General features: G+C 62.6%; 18 protein-coding genes and 3 pseudogenes. 11 read left to right on the top strand and 10 right to left on the bottom strand.

Annotated features, from left to right (window positions below):
* On the top strand, positions 1 to 249 hold a 249-nt coding region (locus tag BM026_RS13910), incomplete at its 5' end, for a transposase (protein ID WP_139217553.1).
* Between the two features lie 365 nt (positions 250 to 614).
* Entirely contained in the window at positions 615 to 2,159 is a 1,545-nt protein-coding gene (locus BM026_RS13900; RefSeq protein WP_093529015.1) for a lipase family protein, read from the top strand.
* A 9-nt stretch (positions 2,160 to 2,168) separates the two neighbouring features.
* Here BM026_RS13900 and codA read toward each other — a convergent pair whose 3' ends face one another.
* From codA to BM026_RS29205, 6 genes are all read right to left on the bottom strand, one after another.
* The gene (codA, locus tag BM026_RS13895; RefSeq protein ID WP_093529012.1) at positions 2,169 to 3,404 is read right to left on the bottom strand and encodes a cytosine deaminase; all 1,236 of its coding nucleotides are present in this window, start codon (positions 3,402 to 3,404) and stop codon (positions 2,169 to 2,171) included.
* A 26-nt stretch (positions 3,405 to 3,430) separates the two neighbouring features.
* Positions 3,431 to 4,636: a PucR family transcriptional regulator gene (locus tag BM026_RS13890; protein ID WP_093529009.1), complete on the bottom strand. Its 1,206-nt coding sequence runs from the start codon at positions 4,634 to 4,636 to the stop codon at positions 3,431 to 3,433.
* Entirely contained in the window at positions 4,633 to 5,901 is a 1,269-nt protein-coding gene (codB, locus tag BM026_RS13885; protein WP_093513805.1) for a cytosine permease, read from the bottom strand. The genes BM026_RS13890 and codB overlap by 4 nt, the downstream gene beginning before the upstream one ends.
* Positions 5,902 to 6,091: 190 nt before the next feature.
* Complete coding sequence (locus BM026_RS13880) at positions 6,092 to 6,715, bottom strand: NUDIX hydrolase (protein ID WP_092249634.1); 624 nt, start codon at positions 6,713 to 6,715, stop codon at positions 6,092 to 6,094.
* A 96-nt stretch (positions 6,716 to 6,811) separates the two neighbouring features.
* Complete coding sequence (queD, locus tag BM026_RS13875) at positions 6,812 to 7,168, bottom strand: 6-carboxytetrahydropterin synthase QueD (RefSeq protein ID WP_003190259.1); 357 nt, start codon at positions 7,166 to 7,168, stop codon at positions 6,812 to 6,814.
* Between the two features lie 311 nt (positions 7,169 to 7,479).
* Positions 7,480 to 8,559 (bottom strand): patatin-like phospholipase domain-containing protein, encoded by a 1,080-nt coding sequence (locus BM026_RS29205; RefSeq protein WP_093529006.1) that lies wholly within the window; start codon positions 8,557 to 8,559, stop codon positions 7,480 to 7,482.
* Between the two features lie 158 nt (positions 8,560 to 8,717).
* On the opposite strand from BM026_RS29205, the gene BM026_RS13865 reads away from it, so the two are divergent.
* Genes BM026_RS13865 through BM026_RS13850 form a run of 4 tightly spaced genes read left to right on the top strand, consistent with a single transcriptional unit; the run spans position 8,718 to position 11,357 of the window.
* Entirely contained in the window at positions 8,718 to 9,020 is a 303-nt protein-coding gene (locus BM026_RS13865; RefSeq protein WP_058425612.1) for a PepSY domain-containing protein, read from the top strand.
* Positions 9,020 to 9,331, top strand: a complete 312-nt coding sequence (locus BM026_RS13860; RefSeq protein ID WP_071489688.1) for a PepSY domain-containing protein — start codon at positions 9,020 to 9,022, stop codon at positions 9,329 to 9,331. The genes BM026_RS13865 and BM026_RS13860 overlap by 1 nt, the downstream gene beginning before the upstream one ends.
* Positions 9,331 to 9,999 (top strand): response regulator transcription factor, encoded by a 669-nt coding sequence (locus tag BM026_RS13855; protein ID WP_071489687.1) that lies wholly within the window; start codon positions 9,331 to 9,333, stop codon positions 9,997 to 9,999. The genes BM026_RS13860 and BM026_RS13855 overlap by 1 nt, the downstream gene beginning before the upstream one ends.
* Positions 9,996 to 11,357 carry a sensor histidine kinase gene (locus tag BM026_RS13850; protein ID WP_092249640.1) on the top strand — a complete coding sequence of 454 codons (1,362 nt, stop codon included), beginning with the start codon at positions 9,996 to 9,998 and terminating at the stop codon, positions 11,355 to 11,357. The genes BM026_RS13855 and BM026_RS13850 overlap by 4 nt, the downstream gene beginning before the upstream one ends.
* A gap of 51 nt (positions 11,358 to 11,408) precedes the next feature.
* On the opposite strand, the pseudogene BM026_RS29600 reads toward BM026_RS13850, so the two are convergent.
* Positions 11,409 to 12,002, bottom strand: a pseudogene (locus BM026_RS29600) (methyl-accepting chemotaxis protein); the annotation flags it as partial.
* A gap of 264 nt (positions 12,003 to 12,266) precedes the next feature.
* Positions 12,267 to 13,337 (bottom strand): annotated as a pseudogene (locus tag BM026_RS29595) (HAMP domain-containing protein); the annotation flags it as partial.
* A gap of 459 nt (positions 13,338 to 13,796) precedes the next feature.
* Here BM026_RS29595 and BM026_RS13840 point away from each other — a divergent pair.
* The 3 genes and pseudogenes from BM026_RS13840 to BM026_RS29585 all read left to right on the top strand — a co-directional run bounded on the left by BM026_RS13840 (position 13,797) and on the right by BM026_RS29585 (position 16,872).
* Positions 13,797 to 15,116, top strand: coding sequence for a Na+/H+ antiporter family protein (locus BM026_RS13840; protein WP_170856121.1), 1,320 nt, complete (start codon positions 13,797 to 13,799; stop codon positions 15,114 to 15,116).
* Between the two features lie 76 nt (positions 15,117 to 15,192).
* Positions 15,193 to 16,014 (top strand): annotated as a pseudogene (locus tag BM026_RS29590) (cache domain-containing protein); the annotation flags it as partial.
* A gap of 36 nt (positions 16,015 to 16,050) precedes the next feature.
* Entirely contained in the window at positions 16,051 to 16,872 is an 822-nt protein-coding gene (locus BM026_RS29585) for a methyl-accepting chemotaxis protein (protein WP_371914412.1), read from the top strand.
* Positions 16,873 to 16,897: 25 nt separating this feature from the next.
* Here the strand turns inward: BM026_RS29585 and yegQ are convergent, their stop codons facing one another.
* Positions 16,898 to 18,211: a prephenate-dependent tRNA uridine(34) hydroxylase TrhP gene (gene yegQ / locus BM026_RS13830; RefSeq protein ID WP_092249650.1), complete on the bottom strand. Its 1,314-nt coding sequence runs from the start codon at positions 18,209 to 18,211 to the stop codon at positions 16,898 to 16,900.
* Between the two features lie 201 nt (positions 18,212 to 18,412).
* Here yegQ and BM026_RS13825 point away from each other — a divergent pair, with 201 nt between their 5' ends.
* Both BM026_RS13825 and BM026_RS13820 read left to right on the top strand, forming a co-directional pair.
* Positions 18,413 to 19,618, top strand: a complete 1,206-nt coding sequence (locus BM026_RS13825; protein ID WP_092249653.1) for a cytochrome c biogenesis protein DipZ — start codon at positions 18,413 to 18,415, stop codon at positions 19,616 to 19,618.
* A gap of 103 nt (positions 19,619 to 19,721) precedes the next feature.
* Positions 19,722 to 20,789, top strand: coding sequence for an AI-2E family transporter (locus BM026_RS13820; protein ID WP_071489680.1), 1,068 nt, complete (start codon positions 19,722 to 19,724; stop codon positions 20,787 to 20,789).
* A gap of 2 nt (positions 20,790 to 20,791) precedes the next feature.
* Here BM026_RS13820 and BM026_RS13815 read toward each other — a convergent pair whose 3' ends face one another.
* The gene (locus tag BM026_RS13815) at positions 20,792 to 20,974 is read right to left on the bottom strand and encodes a hypothetical protein (RefSeq protein ID WP_071489679.1); all 183 of its coding nucleotides are present in this window, start codon (positions 20,972 to 20,974) and stop codon (positions 20,792 to 20,794) included.
* Positions 20,975 to 20,988: the final 14 nt, after the last annotated feature.

Genomic DNA, 20,988 nt, shown 5'->3' with positions numbered 1-20,988 from the left:
TTTGTTTTCCCGGCGGGCATCCGCAAAGTGGTTTACACGACCAATGCCATCGAGAGCATCAATGCCCAGTTACGCAAGATCATCAAGACTCGAGGGCACTTCCCGACCGATGAGGCCGCGACGAAACTGATATGGCTTGGGTTGCGCAACATCACCGCCAACTGGGGTCATGCGGCACACGACTGGAAAGTGGCAATGAATCAATTTGCGATCCTGTACGGAGACCGATTTACCAGACCGAGCTGGTAAAACAAGGGCCTGCCTGACGGCAGGCCCTAACCAGCCCGAACACAAAAAAACTGATACTCCCTATTACCGAGCTTCAACGACGGGCTGAACAGACTAGATTTGCGGCCTATGACGGTCGCCGTACCGAAGGTAATCCTGCTCAACAAAAAGCCAGCCATTTTTATCAAGTTGAGGTTCGCGATTTAGTCCGCCACGCCGCCCATTTACCCCCGATTGAACAGAGGGCTCATCAACCTCGACGGCATGCGTTAAAAATGTTGGCCGACCTTGGATTTGGGCCACCCGAAACAACCTTGGCAGGGATCGTGCTATTCCCCAACAGCCATACTGCTCTTGAGGTTAGACCGCTGCGGGCTTTGCGCCCGATGCTTTCAACCGAACACAGCTTCTGTGCCTTGAACCTGTATCAGCTAGCGTTGATGGCCACCTTGAGTTACTGCAATTTCGGCCAGAAGCCACCTCAACAGCCTCAAGAGGAGGTTCGTTTTCCACTCGACCCCAGCGTCGGTCATTTTTTTGCTGAGAAACTTTCGGGTTATCACGAGGCCTGGCGAGTCGATTCGGAGGAACAGCAACGTTTCTATCCGATCTACGAAGAGGTCCCGTATTCCCGACGCTTCGAGATTTTGCCTTTCGATCCTGTGTTGTATCCAAAAAATCGACCGGACTTGGGTAACAAGCAGGAGCACCCAGCGAGTTTGCATTTTTTTGATGATGAAGCGTTTGGTACTTATACGCAGGCATTTATCAGTCATCACGATGAGGTGATCCTGATTGCTGTGCGAGGTACCGCCAGCGCCGCCGATGGGCTACGGGATGCAAACGCCCATCAGGTGGCTTTTGCCGAGGGTGTCGGCAAGGCACACGAGGGCTTCTATCAGGCTTACCGGGCGATGCGTGATTTCGTGCTGCACTACCTCACTCAGTTTCATATAGGGCAACGAATCGTCATCTGCGGACACAGCCTGGGCGGCGCGATTGCGTTGTTATTGGCAGAAGGGCTACGTCGTATTCCTGATCAAAACTACAACATCCTCCTCTACACCTACGGCGCCCCCCGCGCCGCCGATTCCGAATTCACCGCAGGTGCCTCAACCCTGGTCCACCACCGCATCGTCAACCACAACGACCCCGTCCCCAGCGTCCCGGCCCCATGGATGAACACCACCGCCAAGCTCTGGGTCCCAGGTGCCGTCACGCTGTTCAGCGCCCCCGCGCCGGGTGGGTTGCTGTTCGCCGCCGGCCTGGTACGTTTCGGTGGCAACCCCTACGAGCACCATGGCGAACAATACCATTTCATGCCGATCACGCTCGCGGACGGCACGCATTCTTCGGTGTTGTGGCAACCCGGTTGTGAGTCCATCCAGGAGGCCGGCTGCAACCGGGCGCTGCAACTCAGCGGTGACATGCCTGAACGTGACAACCTGCTCAAGCAGCTGTTCCAGGCCAGCCAGCACTTCATGACCGCCAGCTACATTCCGGCCGCCTGGGCAACACTCCGGCGCTGGCAGCAAACCCAGGAAAGCAATGGGCCCTTGGTAACGCCGAGGGAATTCGAATTGCTTGACCGTGCGCTCGAGACCATGCGCGAGCAATTGCGCAACAAGCGTCGGGAATTGACCCGTCTAAGGGCGGCCAACGACCGGGGTTATGAGCATAACGAAGCCTTGAACGCCGAAATCGACCGTTTGCACACCAGTCGCGAGCGCCTTGCGACCCTGCGCTGGCGCCGTCTGGAAGCCCGTGATGTCTATGGTAGTCATGCCCATGGTGCCCACTTGGCAACCAGCCTCAAGCGCTGGTTCAGTCACCGTGAAAATCGCGAGCTGTCGCAGGTCGCCCGTATCCCTCCCGCTCTGGATAACGACAGGGGGAGGGCACATACGCTGGATATCGACTCGATTGTCTGACCGAGGTGTTTACGCAAACTCTACCTGGGCTGGCCGGCGTGTCATCAACACCTTGCCGTTGCGGATCGAGTACAGCGGCAGGCCCTGACTGCGGATCACCTCGTAGTCGCTGTCCGCCGAGAGGATCAACAGGTTGGCCGGGCGTCCCTGCTCCAGACCGTAGCGGTCACCCAGGGCCATGGCTTTGGCGCTGTTGTCGGTGACCAGGTCGAGGGCACTTTGCAGGTTGCGATAGCCGAGCATGTGGCAGATGTGCAAACCGGCTTCGAGTACCCGCAGGATGTTGCCGTTGCCCAGTGGGTACCAGGGATCGACGATGGAGTCTTGGCCGAAGCACACATTCATGCCGGCCTCGAGCAGTTCGTTGACCCGGGTGACGCCACGGCGTTTTGGGAAGCTGTCGAAGCGACCTTGGAGGTGAATGCTCTCGGTGGGGCAGGAAACGAAGCTGATACCGGAATGTCCCAGCAGGCGAAAGAGCTTGGCGCAGTAGGCGTTGTCGTAGGAACCCATGGCGGTGGTGTGGCTGGCAGTGACGCGGGCGCCCATGTCGCGGCTGCGGGCCTCTTCGGCCAGTACTTCGAGAAAGCGCGAATGTGGGTCGTCGGTTTCGTCGCAGTGCACATCCACCAGGCAGCCGGTGCGTTCGGCCAGGTCCATCAGGAACTTCACCGAGCTCACGCCCTGGTCGCGGGTGTATTCAAAGTGCGGGATGCCGCCGATCACATCGGCGCCCAGGCGGATGGCCTCTTCCATCAGTTCGCGGCCATTGCGGTACGACTCGATGCCTTCCTGGGGGAACGCGACGATCTGCAGGTCTATCAGGTGTGTGCTTTCCTCGCGTACTTCCAGCATGGCCTTGAGCGCGGTGAGGTCCGGGTCAGTGACGTCGACGTGGGTACGTACATGCTGGATACCGTGGGCGGCCAGGGCCTGGATAGTCTTTTTGGCGCGGGTCTTGGTGTCTTCCTGGGTGATGGTGGCCTTGCGTTCGCCCCAGCACTCGATGCCTTCGAACAGGGTGCCGCTCATGTTCCAGCGTGGTTCGCCGGCGGTCAGCGTGGCGTCGAGGTGGATATGCGGTTCGACAAAGGGCGGGATCACCAGGTTGCCGGCGGCGTCCAGGTCCCCCGCGCCCAGGTGCGGTACTGTCGATTGCGCGGTGATACTGGCGATCCGGCCATGTTCCAGGTGCAGCTCATGCAGGCCTTCACGGTTGCGCAGGCGGGCGTTGATGATGTGCATGGGCAAGTTCCTCTTGGCTAAAACAATTAGGCAGACAGTCGCCAGATCATCAGCGCAATGCCGATGTCCAGGCGATCATATGAATTATCCAGCATCAGCCCGCACAAGGCTTCGATGCGCTGGACACGGTGTGTCAGGGTGTTGCGGTGCACGGCGAGCCGCTGGGCGGCGGCCACCAGGTTACCATTCTCGTGAAACCAGGCTTCCAGGGTCGGCATCAGGTTGGGGCCATGCTGCGCGTCGTGGCGCAGCAAGGGGCCGAGGCGTTCATGGAGGAATTGATCGAGCAGGGCGCGATCACGCACGCCACTGAGTAACTTGAGTACGCCCAATTCGTCGTACACGCACAGCCCGGCGCGCTCGCTGAAACGCCGCGCAGCCGCCAGTGCCTGACGTGCTTCATCCTGCGCCTGGGCCAGGCGTGCCGGTGGATGCGCGGCGGCGCTGAGGCCGATAAACAATTTGAGCGGCGCCAGTCGCAGATTCAGCGGGTTGAGCCAGCTGGCCAGGTGCTGGCGGTTGACCAAGGCGGCGACGGCATCCGAGGCCGGCAGCAGCAGCGTCCATTGGCCGGCCCGCCCAAGTACCGGCAACCCCGCCGACACCTGGCGCAAGCGCCGGTTGATGGCGTCATGTTGCCGCGCCAGTTGTACCTCGACCGCCGCCGCGTCGCCTTGGGCAAACAGCAGCTCACTGCCTTCCAGCTGCAGTTGCACCACCTGCCAATGCCCGGCCAACGACAGGCCTAACTGTCCGCCACGGTGCAGCAGCAAATCCAGGGACTGATAATCGCCCGTCAGCAAACGCTCCAGCACATCGTGCCGCGAGCGACCCAACTGCTCGGACTGGATCAGCGCCGAACCAATAGCCTGGGTCACCAGCACCATTTTCAGCGAGTAGGGCTGTTCGATCAGCGGCATGCCGGCGGCTTCGGCAGCCTCCAGCAAACGCTGGGGGATCGCCTGGATGTACGCAGGCCCCGTGAGGATCACCAACCCGGCCACCTGACGCTCGCAGGCTTCCTCCAGCAGTTGCATCAAGTTGCCTTCGTCGCGCGGGTGGTTGATCCCGGTGACGAATACCAGCTCGCCGCCCAATACCCACTCGGCAATCCCGCTGTTTTCCGCCACATAGGGCCAGCGTACGCCGTTCTCCAGGCCAGCGGTGCCGGCGCGCAGGCGCATGGATTCCAGGCCCGGCAGGGCCAGCACATCGGCGATGGTCAGGCTCATGCCTGGGCGTCAACCAAGGGTGCCCGCACGCGCAGCACGGCGGTGAGCGCGATGTAGGTCAGCGACGCGGCCACGATACCCACCAACGGCGCGACCCAGGGCGAGTTGAACGCCAGCACCGTGCCCACCGCGTAGGCCACCAGCCCTGGCCAGTTGAACGCTGGCAGGCGTGCGTCGGCCAGGCGTGGATAGTGGCCGCGATAGCGGTAGAAGAAGTCCGCCATGATCACCCCGCCAATCGGTGGGATCACCGTGCCCAGCAGAATCAGGTACGGCACCAGCATGTCGTACATGCCCAGCAACGCCAGCAGGGTGCCGATCACCGCACCGGCCAGGGTTACGGTCTTGCGGCGTTTGGTGCGCAGCAGATTGCAGCCGGCCACGGCGAAGTTGTAGATGGTGTTGTCCTGGGTGCTCCAGATATTGAGCAGCAACATGGCCATTGCCGCCATGGCAAAGCCTTGCAGCAGCAACACTTCGACCACGTCCGGTTGCTGATAGACGATGGCGCCGTAGGCACCGATCAGCACCATCAAGCCGTTGCCGATAAAAAAACCGATCAGGCTGGCCAGCACCGCCACCTTGGCCGAGCGCGAAAAGCGTGTCCAGTTGGTGGCCTGGGTCGCACCGCTGACAAAGGTGCCGAACACCAGGGTGATTGCCGTGGACAAGTCCAACTCACCGGTAGGCACCACCGCGAGCAGCCCATCCAGCCCGCCGACCTTTACCGTGGCTACCCACATCGACAGAAACAGCAGGATGCCCATGGCCGGCACCGCGACGTAGGACAGAATCTCTAGCCCGCGATAACCAATGTAGGCCGTGGCACAGAACACCAGGCCAAATACCACCATCAACGCCAGCACGCTGCCCTGGCTGAGTTCGAAATACTTGCCCAGCACCACTGCGGCGGTGGCCGTGCCCCAGGCGTACCAGCCGATCTGGGTGAAGCCGAGGATCAAATCGCTGAGCTTGCTGCCCACTTCGCCAAAGCAGAAACGCCCCATCAACACCGAGTTCAGCCCGCTCTTGAACGCGATGTAACCCAGGCCTGCGGCGTAGATGCCCAACAGCAGGTTACCCAGGGCCACGACGCCGAGCATGTCGGTGAAACTGAACGCCACTCCTAGCTTGCCGCCGGCAAACATGGTCGCGGTAAAAAACGTAAAGCCCAACAGCACCATGGCGGTCGACGCCAGGCCTTTGCGCGCATGCATCGGGACTTCGCTAAGGGGGTAATCGTTGCCCGGTTCTTGCTGCGTCATGTGCCTTGCTCCCTGAATGAGTGACGCAGGCCTATTGCACCGTGCGTGCCAAGGCGGCAGCAGTGGCGAGCGCACGATGGGCGCTGTGCACCGTGCACAGTATTTATAGCCAAACAGGGGGAAACGCCTTGAGGAAAGGTCGCAGTGCCCAATCGGGCACGAAAGCGGTGCAGCAGTGATACAAATTGGATCAGTCGAACAGCGTGTGGGTGGTCTCGCCACGATGGAAGGCGAACGCTGCCTGCAAATCACTTTCGATGGTGCGCCCGCGGGACAGCGGCGGCAGCTCGTCCAGGCGGAAAAAACCCACCTCGGTGGTCTCGAAGCCTGCCATCGGTGCCGACTGATCCACGGGTTCGCACAGGAAATACAGCTTGTAGAAATCCCGTACGTCCGGCCGATACAAGCCCTTGGCCTTGTGCGTGACGCTGTACAACGCCCGGGCCGTCACCGTCAGCCCGGCTTCCTCGCGAATTTCCTTGACGATGTTTTCCGCCGCCGACAAGCCGATATCGGCGTAACCGCCTGGTAACGCCCAGCAGCCATCGGTCAACTCGCGCACCAGCAGAATCCGGTCTCCCTCAATCACCGCGCCGCGCACGTCGATCATCGGCGTCGAGTAACGCTGGGCGAAGTCGCTGACCAACCCGGTGATACGCTCCAGGGGCACATTGCCCAGCTGCGCAAGCATGCTGTGGGCAATCTCGGCAATTTCCTCCAGGCGTTCACGCTCGAAATCATCGGTGCAGAAGTGCAGGCCCGTGGAGGCCAATGCCTGCAAGCGTTTGGCCTGGGCCAGCCAGGTGTTTTCCATACATTCCTCATCGTTGTGCGAAGGGCGGGCAGATCGAAGGGTGCAATACCAGGCATAAAAAAACCACCGCGAGGGTGGCTTTTTCCTACCGGAGGCTTATTCGCCGCGATAGATGCAACCGCTGGTGCAGGTCTCGTGGATACGAATCGCACTGAGCTCAGGCAGCAGGGGTTTCAACTCATTCCAGATCCACTTGGCCAGCACTTCGCTGGTGGGATTTTCCAGGCCGGGGATGTCATTGAGGTAGTTGTGGTCGAGGCGTTCGTAGAGCGGCTTGAAAATCGCCTTGATCTCCGAGAAGTCGCGAATCCAGCCGGTATGGGGATCCAGGTCGCCGCTCAGGTGGATCGCCACCTTGAACGAATGCCCATGCAGGCGCCCGCATTTGTGGCCTTCCGGTACGTGGGGCAGGCGGTGGGCGGATTCGAAAGTAAACTCTTTGAAGATTTCCACGGTATTTTCAGCTCGGTCAGGTATCTGGCAGCCGGCGAGTTTAACAGCTTGATCCCTCGCCGCGCATACCGTCCCTCTGTACACGCCGGTTTGCCGGCGAATAAAGATTGCCTGTGGCGAGCGGGCTTGCCCCGCGTTGGGCCGCGAAGCAGCCCCAAGACCAGCAGCCGAAGAGTGCCCGACTCACCGCATTCCTCCTTCCAGGGTCGCTTCGCAACCCAACGCGGGACAAGCCCGCTCGCCACAGTCGCAGTGTTCACACGTAATCGGGTGGTCACCCCCCCAAACCCCTGCCGGATTCCGGCCCGCGCCTACAGGACCTGCAGTCGCTCGCCCAATCCGCCGTTATCCGCCAGCTCCAGAAACTCATCGCCCAGCCTTCGGCTTTCACTCATCGCGGTCTGCCAGTACTGGTTGCGGCTCGCGTCGTCGCCCATGAAGCGCTTGAAGTCGCTGCGGTCCGGCAATTTGCCGTGGGGCAGGCGGGCCAGGTAGTCCCTGGAGGGAGCCAGCAGCAACACGTCCTGCAAGCCTTGCGGGTTACTGCGTCGCCACGGCAGGCCCTTGTCGAACCAGCCGGGGATGACCCGGTCGGTGAAGTGTGGGTACAGCACGATGTCATCGCCGTGGTAGGGCAGGTCGAGGTGGTAGTCCAGCAGGCCGCCGTCGCGGTAGGTGCCGGCGCCTGCGCCCGGCAGGTCGCGCACGCCTTGCATCACCATGGGGATCGACCCCGACGCCAGCAGTGCCTGGCGCAGGTTGCCCAGTTCCAGGGGCAGGAAGCGCGAGGGGAAGTCCTTCAGCGGATGCACCGGTGGCGCCTGGCGCGGGTCGTGGATGATCAGCCGTTCGAAGTGCCGCGACAGCCGTGCGCGGCCGCGCAGGTTATCGGCAATCACCGATGACAGGCCCAGCCCGAGCCGCCCGCGATGGTCGTCGGCCAGCAGGCCGTGGCTCTTGACCACCATGATGTTCAGGCGGTAATCCGGGTTGTCCAGCACCCGTGCATCGCGGCCGGCGAGCAAGTCGTCGAGCATGCGCTGGCAGCTCTGGGTGACTTCGGCCATGGTCACGCCTTTGGCAAAACGCTGTTCGTTATACAGGCGGCCCAGGTCCAGCAAGCCTTGCACCGGGTCGGGCAGGCAGGCGCTGGCAAACCGCCAGGAGCCAATCGAGGCCCCGATCAGCGCACGTTCCCGTGGTGCGCGGGGCAGCCAGTCGCCGAACAGCGCCAGGTCCAGGCCCTGGATGCCGAGTGCCTTCGGGCCGCCGGCCGCGCCGGGCAGGATGCCCACCTCGGCAGGCGTGAGGCCTTGTTCACGAATGCGCGCAAAGGCGCGTTTGCCGGCCTTGAGGGTCAAGGCGGGAAACTTGATGTGGATGGCTGTCATACCGGTCTCTGTCCGAGCGAGCGGGGCATTATAGAAAATCTCGTGGAATGTGGGGCAAAGGCCTGGGTGAGAATTGCCATGGTGGCAATTCAGTTTCAGTTAAGTTGCAGGGCGTACGGTGGCCGGCGTAGGAATACATCCTGTAACGGAGACTTATCATGAAGCGCCTTACCGCGCTGGCCGCCGCCGGTATCATCGCCCTCACGGCGACCCAGGCCCGAGCCGTGGACCCCGACAAACCACTGAAAGTGCCGGCCACTGTTACTATTGTCGCTTTCGATCAACTGGAAGCCACGGCCCTGGCCCTGCACCCCGGTTCGACATTGCTGGACACCGACCTGGACGAGGCCTACGGCAAGTACGTGTATGAGGTCGAGTTGGAGGATGCCCACGGCATCGAATGGGACGTTGAATTGGACGCGCTCACCGGGCAGGTCCTCAAGAATCATCAGGATACGTAATGAAGGTAAATTTACGCGTCGGCAGTCGAGTGGCGCTGGTGCTCTTGGCATTCTGCTCCAGCCTGGCGGCCCGCGACCTCAACCAGGATGAAGCCTTGGCGCTGCGCCAGCAGGGGGTGATCCTGCCACTTGAGCAATTGTTGCAGCAGGCCATGGCGCGTTACCCCGGCTCGCGCCTGCTGGAGGCCGAGTTGGAGAAGAAACACGGCCAATATGCCTATGAAGTGGAACTGGTGACCACCGAAGGGGTGGTGCGCGAAATCAAGCTGGACGCACGCACCGGTGTGCTGATCAAAGACGAGGAAGACTGATGCGCCTGCTGCTGGTGGAAGACAACGTACCCTTGGCCGATGAACTGATGGCTGGCCTGCAGCGCCAGGGCTATGCGGTCGATTGGCTGGCCGATGGGCGCGATGCCGTGTATCAGGGCCGCAGCGAGCCCTACGACCTGATCATCCTCGACCTCGGCCTGCCGGGCCTGCCTGGGCTTGAGGTACTGGCCCAATGGCGAGCCGCCGCGTTGGCCGTTCCGGTACTGATTCTCACCGCCCGCGACTCCTGGGCCGAGCGCATCGAAGGGCTCAAGGCCGGCGCCGACGATTACCTGGCCAAACCCTTTCACCCCGAAGAGCTGCACCTGCGCATCCAGGCGCTGTTGCGCCGTTCCCACGGCCAGGCGAACCAACCGACGTTGCAGGCGGCCGGCCTGCATCTGGACGAAGGTCGCCAATGCGTGCTGCGTGATGGCGATGAGATCCAGCTGACCGCCGCCGAATTCCGCCTGTTGCGCTATTTCATGCTGCACCCCGAACAGATCCTGTCGAAAAGCCACCTGGCCGAGCACCTGTACGACGGTGAGACCGAACGCGACTCCAATGTGCTGGAAGTTCACGTCAACCATCTGCGTCGCAAATTGGGCCGCAGCGTGATCGAGACCCGGCGCGGCCAGGGTTACCGGTTTGGCGCCAGCCCTGCATGAGGTCGATCCAGCGGCGCCTGAGCCTGGGGCTGATCAGCGTGATGGTGATCGTCGGCGTGGTGCTGGCCCAGACCAGCCTGTGGTTGTTCGAGGCCGGCTTGCAGCGCTACCTGGAAGCCGGTTTGCGCAACGACGCCGAGAACCTGCTGGTGGCGCTGGTGCGTGGGCCGAACGGCGTGCAGCTGGATGAGCAACGCCTGTCGCCAGCCTATCAACGGCCTTTTTCCGGGCATTACTTCCGCATTGATTTCGCCGACGTCCACTGGCGCTCCCGCTCATTGTGGGACCAGGAACTGCCGCGCCTGCCCGAGGCGGGGCTGAAGGGCAACCTGCAACTCGGCCCGGAAGGCCAGCAACTGCTGGTGCTGCGTGCGGACTACAAGCGGTTTGGCCAATCGATTTCCATCAGCGTGGCCCAGGACTACACCCCGGTGCGCGAAAGCTTCCGGCTGATGCGCCAGATCGGCCTGGTGCTGGGCCTGGCAGCGCTGCTGCTGGTGCTGATCCTGCAACGGGTGACCGTGCGCCGCGCCTTGCGCCCGCTGGAAACCGCGCGCAACCAGATTGCCCAGCTGCAACAGGGGCAACGCTCGCAACTCGATACCCAGGTGCCCCTGGAACTGGAGCCGCTGGTGGCGCAGATCAACCACCTGCTGGCGCACACCGAAGACAGCCTCAAGCGTTCGCGCAATGCCCTGGGCAACCTCGGCCACGCCCTCAAGACGCCCTTGGCGGTGCTGTTGAGCGCGGCATCGAGCGAGACGCTCAAGCAACATCCTGAGCTGAGCAAACTGCTGCGTGATCAGTTGGAGCAGGTACAGCAACGCCTCAACCGCGAACTCAATCGCGCCCGCCTGGCCGGGGAAACCTTGCCCGGCGCGTTGTTCGACTGTGATAAAGAACTGCCCGGCCTGCTTGCCACCCTGACCATGATCCACGGCGAACACCTGGACCTGAGCTACCGCGCCGCGCCCGGCCTGCAACTGCCCTGGGACCGCGAAGATCTATTGGAGCTGCTCGGCAACCTGTTGGATAACGCCTGCAAATGGGCGGATGCCGACGTGCGCCTGAGCGTCACCGAGACTGAGCACCATTACCTGCTGGCGGTGGAAGATGACGGCCCCGGCATTCCTGAAAGCCAGCGAGACCAGGTGTTCAGCCGTGGCGCACGCCTGGACGAACAGATCGATGGCCATGGCCTGGGGCTGGGGATCGTGCGGGACATTGTCGAAGTGTGGGGCGGGGTGTTGCAGTTGCAGGCGTCTGAATTGGGCGGCCTGAAAGTGTTGATCGAACTGCCCTGTGGCAGGGGGCTTGCCGCCGATGGCGGTATTCCAGTCAAAAAACAGATTGGCTGATACACCGCAATCGGGGGCAAGCCCCCTCCCACATTGGATAGCCTTGCATTTTCAGACGCGGAACTGATCCATCAACCCTTGCTGCTGATTCGCCAGGCTGTTCAACGCCTGGCTCACCCGCGCCGATTCGTTGGCCTGCTCGGACAGTGACTCGGTCACATCGCGAATGGTCGCCACGTTGCTGTTGATCTCCTCGGCCACCGCGCTTTGCTCTTCGGCGGCGCTGGCGATCTGCAGGTTCATGTCGCTGATCACCGTTACCGCATCGCCGATCTGGCGCAGGGCGGTCACCGCCTGTCCGACCTGTTCGACGCTGCCCTGGGCCTGGCGGTAGCTGTTGCCCATGGCGCCGACCACGTCGGTGGTGCCGCTTTGCAGGTGCTCGATGACCAGGCGGGTTTCTTCCACCGATTCCTGGGTCCGTCGCGCCAGGTTGCGCACTTCATCGGCCACTACCGCAAAGCCACGCCCGGCTTCACCGGCGCGGGCTGCTTCGATGGCGGCGTTGAGCGCCAACAGGTTGGTCTGCTCGGCAATGCCGCGGATCACTTCCAGCACCGAGCCGATTTTTTCACTGTTGGCCGCCAAACCTTCGACCTGGGACATGGCCGTGCTCATGTCCGCCGCCAACTCCCCGATGTTGCGGGTGGTTTGATCGATCACGGTGAGGCCGTCGCGGGTGGCCTGGTCGGCATCGCGTGCGGCCTGGGCCGCTTGCGCCGCACTGCGGGCCACGTCCTGGGCGGTGGCGCTCATTTCGTGCGAGGCGGTGGCCACCTGGTCGACCTGGCGGTACTGCTGCTCCATGCCGGCGCTGGTTTCAGTGGCAATTGCGGCGGACTGGTCGGCGGTGCCACGGGCGTCCTGCACCGAGCGTTTGACCTCGGCGATGATCGGTTGCAGCTTGTCGAGGAAGCGATTGAACCAGCCAGCCAATTGGCCCAGCTCGTCCTGTTTGTCGTAGGCCAGGCGCCGGGTCAGGTCGCCTTCGCCGCTGGCGATGTCTTCGAGCATGTGCGCCACGCCGAGGATCGGCCGGGTCACGCTACGTGCCATCAACCACACCAGGATCAAGCCGACCACGGCGGCCAGCAGGCCCAGGCTCAGCTCCAGCAGGGTGCCCTTGGCATTGTCGGCATCCAGTCGGGTTTTCAGCGCTTCGGCGGGGGCCACCAGGACCTTCTCCGGCACATCCAGCAGCACGCCCCACGGCTTGCCGTCCGGGATCGGTGCGAACGGCGCGAGCACCTTGAGCTGGTGATCGGTGCGCAGGCTGCGGATCTGCGAGCTGCCGGCCAGGGCGCTGATCAACTGTGCGCCGCTGGCGGTGTCGACCTGGTCCAGGCGCTGGCTGAGTTTGCTGGCGTCGGGGCTGTAGCCGGCGAGCAAACCGGTCGGGCTGAGGATGCTGACCTGGGTCTGGCCGTCATACAGCTTGTGGCTGGCCTGCTGGCTCACGGCCTGCAGGCTGTTGAGGTTGATGTCCACCGACAGCGAGGCGATGACTTTGCCGTTGGCCATCAACGGGAAGACAATGCTGGTCATCAGCACGTTTTGCCCGTTGATCGTGTAGAAGTACGGTTCGATCACACATGGCTTGAGCGTGGTGCGCGGGCAGGTGAACCAGGCATTGGCCTTTTCGCCGCTGGGGCCGACGCGGGTGTCGGACATGTCGCTTTCCGGCAGTGCCATTGACTCCAGCTTGCCGGGTGTCGGCTGCGACCAGTACAGGGCGAAGCGCCCCTTGTCGTTACTGCCCAACTCTGCCTGGCCGGCGAACAGCTCATCCTTGCCGTCCAGCGCATTGGCTTCGAACACCAGGGACAGACCGAGCAGATCCGGGTTGGCCTGCAACGCGGCCTTGACCTGGCGGGTCAGGTCTTCGCGGGTGTCGAAGGCGTCGAGAAAGCGCTTCTCGGCCTGCTCGCGCAGGAACAGTACCTGGCGGGAAAAACCATGGCCGTACTGATAGGCGTCCATGAACTGGCGACGGATGCCCAGCGCCTGCACCTCACCCTGGGCTTCGATGCGCGCCTGGGCGGCTTCTTCCAGCATCTGCATGCTCGAGGCCTTGACCTGCTGCGAGCTCTGCGCCATGCGATACAGCGACAGACCCACCAGCAGGGTCACGATTCCCAGCAGGCACAAGCCAGCGAGCAGGGTGATTTTCCATTGAATGGAGAGCTGCCTGAGCGACATCGGTACATCCTTACCTGAAAACACAGAGAGCCCCTGTATCGGCGGTTTCAGGTTTTTCTTTATTCAAACGATCGATTTAAACCTGAAAGCGGCGCCGTTTTTTGACATGCGCGCCCGCCTGCTGCAAAGTGCGCGCCCTCTAATAAGACCTCCTTCAAGCCTGCACGCCGGTTGCCGCCCAATGGCCGCCCGGGCGCGGGCATGCCTGTTTTTTTATGTTTTTTGCTTGAGGTAACCATGATTAACGCAGTCATTGCCGCGGTCGGTACCATGCTGGTGCTCAGCCTGTCCCGCGTGCATGTGGTCATCGCCATCATCCTCGGCGCCCTGGTGGGCGGCCTGACCGGTGGCCTGGGGATCGAGGCCACGCTCAAGGCCTTCAATGGCGGCTTGGGTGGAGGGGCGACGGTGGCGTTGTCCTACGCCTTGCTCGGCGCTTTCGCCGTGGCGATTGCCAAGTCCGGCCTGGCTCACGCGCTGGCCGACAAGGCCCTGCTGCTGGTAGACCGCCAGGAAGCCAGCGGTGGCAGCCACGTCAAATGGCTGCTGATCGGCCTGCTCTGGGTGGTGGCGATTGCCTCGCAGAACATCCTGCCGATCCACATCGCGTTCATTCCATTGCTGGTGCCGCCGCTGCTGTACGTGCTGACCAAGCTGCAACTGGACCGCCGCCTCATCGCCTGCGTGATGACCTTCGGCCTGATCACGCCGTACATGTTCCTGCCGGTAGGCTTCGGCAATATCTTCCTCAACCAGATCCTGCTGGCCAACGTGGCCAAGAGCGGCGTGGACATCAGCCAGGTCAACGTCACTCACGCCATGAGCCTGCCAGCGCTGGGCATGGTCGTCGGCCTGCTGGTGGCGGTGTTCATCAGCTACCGCAAGAAACGCGTGTACGACCTGGAGAAGATCGAGCGGGTCGAGCAGGTGGCGGTGCAGTACAACCCACTGACCCTGCTGGTAGCCGGACTGGCGATTGCCTCGGCGTTCATCATTCAGCTGTGGCTGGACTCGATGATCATTGGCGCCCTGGCCGGGTTCCTGATCTTCTCGGTGTCGGGCATCGTGCGCTGGCGCGACACCGACGACCTGTTCACCGAAGGCATGAAGATGATGGCGATGATCGGCTTCATCATGATCGCCGCCTCGGGCTTTGCCGAAGTGCTCAAGGCCACCGGCGATGTGCGTTCGCTGGTGGAAACCTCGGCAGCCTTCATCGGCCATAGCCGTGGGGTAGGGGCGTTGTTGATGCTGCTGGTGGGGCTGTTGGTGACCATGGGCATCGGCTCGTCGTTTTCCACCGTGCCGATCCTCGCGGCGATCTTTGTGCCGCTGTGCGTGCAACTGGGTTTCAGCCCCATGGCCATCGTGTGCATCGTCGGCACGGCCGGTGCCTTGGGTGATGCCGGATCGCCGGCCTCGGACTCGACCCTGGGGCCCACCTCCGGCCTGAACATCGACGGCCAGCATCACCACATCTGGGACACCGTGGTGCCGACCTTTCTGCACTACAACCTCCCGTTGCTGGCATTCGGCTGGCTGGCTGCCATGACCCTCTGACCGCAGCGGGCTTACTACAGAAACTTCCTACGCGGCCGTTAACCTCTCAAGTCGCCACTAATAAGAGAGAAAACCCATGCGTCTGAGCCTCAAGGCCAAAGTCCTGTCCCTCGCCGTAGTGCCGGTGCTGTTGTTTGCCGTGGTCATCAGCCTGACCACCGTATGGATCCTGCAGGGTCAGTCGCGCAATGAGGTGCAAGAGACCCGCCAGCGCCTGCTCAACGACGCCAAGGCCACCCTGCAAAGCTACGTCGAAGTGGCCATGACCACCATCAAGCCGCTCTACGACGCGGCAGCCCCCGGTGATACCGCGGCGCGCGCCGAGGTGGTCAAGCTGCTGTCCAACACCAGTTACGGCAAGGACGGCTATTTCTTCGGCTATGACTCCGAGACCATCCGCCTGTTCAAGGGCAACAGCCCCGACGGCGTGGGCAAGAGCTTCAAGGACAACCGCGACCCCAACGGGGTGTACGTCAACCGCGACCTGGTCAAGGTCGGCAAGGACGGCACCCATTACCTGCAATACAGCTCGACCCAACCGGGCCAGACCGAACTGGTGCCCAAGATGGGCTACACCGAATACCTGCCCAAGTGGGACATGGTCATCGGTACCTCGGTGAACCTGGACGGCATCGAAGCCCGGGTGGCGGTGGTCGAAGCCAAGGTCGAGAAACGCATGGAAGGCGTGCTGCTGAGCATCCTCGGCGTGGCCGTGGTGGTGCTGCTGGTGATCGCCGCCGTGGGCATGCTGCTGGCCAATACCATCCTGCGTCCGCTGCACCTGATGAAAGCCAACCTCGACGATATCGCGGCCGGTGAAGGCGACCTGACCCGCCGCCTGGCCGTCACCAGCCAGGACGAGCTGGGCGATCTTGCGGGCGCGTTCAACCGGTTTGTCGACAAGATCCACGGCCTGGTGCGCCAGATCACCGAGATGACAGGCCAACTCACCGGCCTGGTCAGCCAGGTGTCCGAGCAGGCCCAGCGCTCCGAACAGGCCATGGAGCGCCAGCGCCATGAGACCGACCAGGTTGCCACGGCGATCAACCAGATGTCCTCGGCCGCCCAGGAAGTGGCGCGCAGTGCCCAGGGCGCGTCGGTCGCGGCCCAGCAGACCGACGCCGAAGGCCAGGCCGCCAAGCGCGTGGTGGATGGCAGCATCGCGCAGATCCATGCGCTGGTGAACGACATCCGCAGCAGCGGCGTGTCCCTCGACAGCCTGCAGCAGGACGTGGCCTCCATCGTCAGTGTGCTCAGCGTGATCCGCTCCATCGCCGAACAGACCAACCTGCTTGCGCTCAACGCCGCGATTGAAGCCGCGCGGGCCGGGGAGGCCGGGCGTGGGTTTGCGGTGGTGGCCGACGAAGTGCGCGCCCTGGCCAGCCGTACCCAGACCAGCACCCAGGAAATCCAGGGCATGATCGACCGCCTGCAAAAAGGCACCGAAGCCGCGGTGGACGCCATGCGCCGCTCCAGCGACGCTGGCGACGGCACCTCGGCCCAGGCCAACCAAGCCGGCGCGTCCCTGGACACCATGGCGCAGTTGATCGGCACCATCAATTCGATGAACGCCCAGATCGCCAGCGCCGCCGAAGAGCAGACTGCCGTCGCCGAAGAGATCAACCGCAGCGTGCATCAGATTGCCGTGGCGGTGGACAGCGTGGCCGACGAGACCCAGCTGGGCGCCCAGACCTCCCGCAGCCTCGCGGACCTGGGCCAGCGCCTGGGGCAGCTGGTCGGCCAGTTCAGGATCTAGCGCTGAGGGGCTGGGCGGCGATGCGCTAGAGGTCGCGCATCAGCAAGCCGAAGCGCAGGTCCATCGCCGCCGGAAGTGGCAGGTACACCGTGTGCCCATCTCCCGGCGCGACCTCGATGGCGTCGCCGTTGGCGTTGTGCAGGGTGGCCAGGTCGAAGTGGAAGTTGCCGGCGGGGGTCATCAATTCCAGGTGATTGCCCACGGCGAAGCGGTTCTTCACCTTGACCTCGGCCAGTTCGCCCCGGCGCTCGCCGGTCAGTTCGCCAACGAACTGCTGGCGCTCCGACACCGAGCTGCCGTTCTGGTAGTTCTGGTACTCATCGTGCACATGCCGGCGCAGGAACCCTTCGGTGTAGCCACGCTGGGCCAGGGATTCGAGGTTGGTCATCAGGCTGCGGTCGAAGACACGACCGGCCACCGCATCGTCGATGGCCTGGCGATACACCTGGGTGGTGCGCGCGCAATAGAAGTGCGACTTGGTGCGGCCCTCGATCTTCAGCGAGTGCACGCCCATGTGGGTCAGGCGCTCCACGTGCTGCACCGCGCGCAGGTCCTTGGCGTTCATGATGTAGGTGCCGTGTTCGTCTTCGAAGGCCGGCATCTGTTCATCGGGGCGGTTGGCTTCCTGCAACAGAAACACCTGGTCGGTCGGTGCGCCAATGCCCAGGGTCGGCTCGCAGTGCTGGACGATATCGCCGGTGGCGTTTTCCACCGCCGGGGTCGCCTGGTATTTCCAGCGACACGCATTGGTGCAGGTGCCCTGGTTGGCATCACGCTTGTTCATGTAGCCCGAGAGCAAGCAGCGCCCGGAATAGGCCATGCACAGGGCGCCGTGCACAAACACTTCCAGCTCCGTGGCCGGCACCTGTTGGCGGATTTCATCGATTTCTTCCAGGGACAACTCCCGCGACAGGATCACCCGGCAGATCCCTTGCTGCTGCCAGAACTCGACGCTGGCCCAGTTCACCGTATTGGCCTGCACCGACAGGTGGATCGGCATCTGCGGGAAGTGCCGGCGCACCAGCATGATCAGCCCGGGATCAGACATGATCAGCGCATCCGGGCCCATGGCGATCACCGGGGCGAGGTCCTTGAGGAAGGTCTTCAACTTGGCGTTGTGCGGCGCAATGTTCACCACCACGTAGAAACGCTTGCCCAGGGCATGGGCTTCCTGGATGCCGAGGGCCAGGTTGGCGTGGTCGAACTCGTTGTTGCGTACCCGCAGGCTGTAGCGCGGTTGGCCGGCATACACCGCATCGGCGCCATAGGCGAAGGCGTAGCGCATGTTTTTCAGGGTGCCGGCAGGGGCGAGCAGTTCGGGGGCGAGGATGGGAGGCATGGGCACGGGTCGCAAAAGGTCGCGAAGGTAGCCGAGCGGCGAGGGCGGTTCATTGATCCAGATCGTGCTTTGCGCATTTTTGTATCGCTGTGTATCGACGGGGGCTGTGGATACGTATCGATTTATCCGCACGGTTTTCCGACACAGGCGCGATACCTCATCCGGTCTTAATGGGCTTCCCGTATCCATAAGGTGATCACCATGCTCTTCGTCGCATTCCTGGGCGGCATCCTGACCGTCCTCAGCCCTTGCATCCTGCCGGTGGTGCCGTTTCTGTTCGCCGGTGTCGACCGCAGTCGTCGTTCGATCCTGTTGACCCTCGGCGGCATGGTGCTGACCTTCGCGCTGGTTTCCAGCCTGGCGGTGGTCAGCTCGGAGTGGGTGATACAGGCCAATAACACCGGCCGCCATGTGGCGCTGATCGTCATGGGGCTGTTTGCGCTGTCGCTGATCTCGGCGCGGTTCGGTGGCTGGCTGGCGCGGCCGTTCGTGTTGTTGGGCAACCGTATCGATCCTGACAGCCGTGCGCTGTCCGGTCCGCTCAAGTCGCTCATGATCGGTGTCGCCACAGGCCTGCTGTGGGCACCGTGCGCCGGGCCGATCCTGGGTGTGATCCTGACCGGTGCGATGCTGCAAGGCGCCAATGCGCAGACCAGTCTGTTGCTGCTGGCCTACGGGCTGGGTAGTGCGCTGTCCCTGGGCACCCTGATCGTTGCCGGGCGCGGCCTGGTCAATCGACTCAAGGCCTCCATTCCGCTGACCGGTTGGCTGCGCCGTGGGGCTGGGGTAGCGGTACTGGCCGCGGCCGTGGTGATTTCTACCGGTGCTGACAAGACCCTGCTCGCCGGCACCTCGTCCGAAGGCGTCAGCCGCCTGGAAAAAGGGCTGCTGGAAAACGTGCCCAAGGTGGTGGATTACGTGGTGAGCAAGGTCAAGGCCGACCCGCAGGACAATGCACGGGGCGCCATGCCGTCGCTGGGCGGCGCGGTCGAGTGGCTCAATTCACCTGAACTGACCCGCGAATCCTTGAAAGGCAAGGTGGTGCTGGTGGATTTCTGGACCTACGACTGCATCAACTGCCAGCACACCCTGCCGTACGTGAAGGCCTGGGCGAAAAAGTACGCGCAGGACGGCCTGGTAGTGATCGGCGTGCATACCCCGGAATACGGCTACGAGCGCATCATCGGCAACGTCAAGGAGCAGGTGCGCAAGTTGGGTATTACGTACCCGGTGGCGATCGACAACAACTACGCGATCTGGCGCCGCTTCGATAACCAGTACTGGCCCGCCCATTACCTGATCGACGCCAACGGGCAGGTGCGCGACACGCATTTTGGTGAAGGCCGGTACGAGGCCCAGGAGCAGATGATCCAGACGTTGTTGAATGAGGCCAAGGCCACGCAGTGATAGGGTCTACGCTTGTTCGATAACCAACGGCACTCCCAGGAATCGCTGCGGACTAAGCAACAGGGCCTATACCGGCCCTGTGCTTTTCTGACATGGACCGGACATGAATCAAACCAACCTGCAATTCAAGACCCTGCTGTTGTTGCTGGGCCTGGTGACCGTCGCGTTTATCTGGATATTGCTGCCGTTCTACGGCGCCGTGTTCTGGGCGGTGATCCTCGGCATCATCTTTGCCCCGATGCAGCGCCGCCTGCAGCAGCGCTTTGGCTGGAACCGCAATTTCACTTCCCTGGCGACCTTGAGCGCCTGCCTGGTCATCGCGATCCTGCCGGTGATCATCACCAGTGCCTTGCTGGTGCAAGAGGGCGCGACGCTCTACAAGAATGTCGAGAGCGGCAAGCTGGATGTGGCGGGGTACATCGAGCAATTCAAGAACGTGCTGCCGCCGTATTTCCAGCACCTGTTGGACCGTTTCGGCATGGGCAACCTGGAGGGCTTGCGCGAGAAAATCGTCAAGAGCGCGATGCAGGGCAGCCAGTTCTTTGCGACCCAGGCGTTCAGCTTCGGCCAGGGCACGTTTGATTTCCTGGTGAGCTTTTTCATCATGCTGTACTTGCTGTTCTTCCTGCTGCGCGACGGCCCGGAGCTGGTGCGCAAGGTGCGTACGGCGGTGCCGCTGGCCGAGCCGCAGAAGCGGCGGTTGCAGCTCAAGTTCAACCGGGTGGTGCGCGCCACGGTCAAGGGCAATGTGCTGGTGGCGGTAACCCAGGGTGCGCTGGGCGGGCTGATTTTCTGGTTCCTGGACATTCCCAGTGCGTTGCTCTGGGCGGTGCTGATGGCGTTTCTGTCGTTGCTGCCGGCCGTGGGCGCCGGGATTGTGTGGGGCCCGGTGGCCGTTTACTTCCTGCTGAGCGGTGCGATCTGGCAGGGCGTGGTGCTGGGGCTGTTCGGCGTGTTTGTGATCGGCTTGGTGGACAATGTGCTGCGCCCGATCCTGGTGGGCAAGGACACCAAGATGCCGGACTACCTGATCCTGATCTCGACCCTGGGCGGTCTGTCGGTGTTTGGCCTCAATGGTTTTGTGATCGGGCCGCTGGTGGCGGCGCTGTTCATGTCCAGCTGGGCGTTGTTTGTGGAGAGCAAGCCGCGAGTCAAACTGCCATTGCCCTGACCTCAGGCGTGGAGCCTGAAGTTCGATACGTGTTGCAGTTGTTTTTCGGCATCCGACAGGGATGTCAGTGGGCCGCTGATGGCTTCACCATCGCGTACCAGGTACCAGCAGGCAAGAAGACCCGACTTGCGAAGCGGGGCGGGGACGGCGCTGCCGATGACGGACATGATTTGTACAGTGGGCATAAAGACCTCCAATC

It is taken from the genome of Pseudomonas sp. NFPP24, from assembly GCF_900112095.1.
GTDB lineage: Bacteria > Pseudomonadota > Gammaproteobacteria > Pseudomonadales > Pseudomonadaceae > Aquipseudomonas > Aquipseudomonas extremorientalis.
The sequence above is the reverse complement of the archived record's forward strand: the minus strand, read 5'-3'. Positions and strand labels throughout refer to the sequence as shown.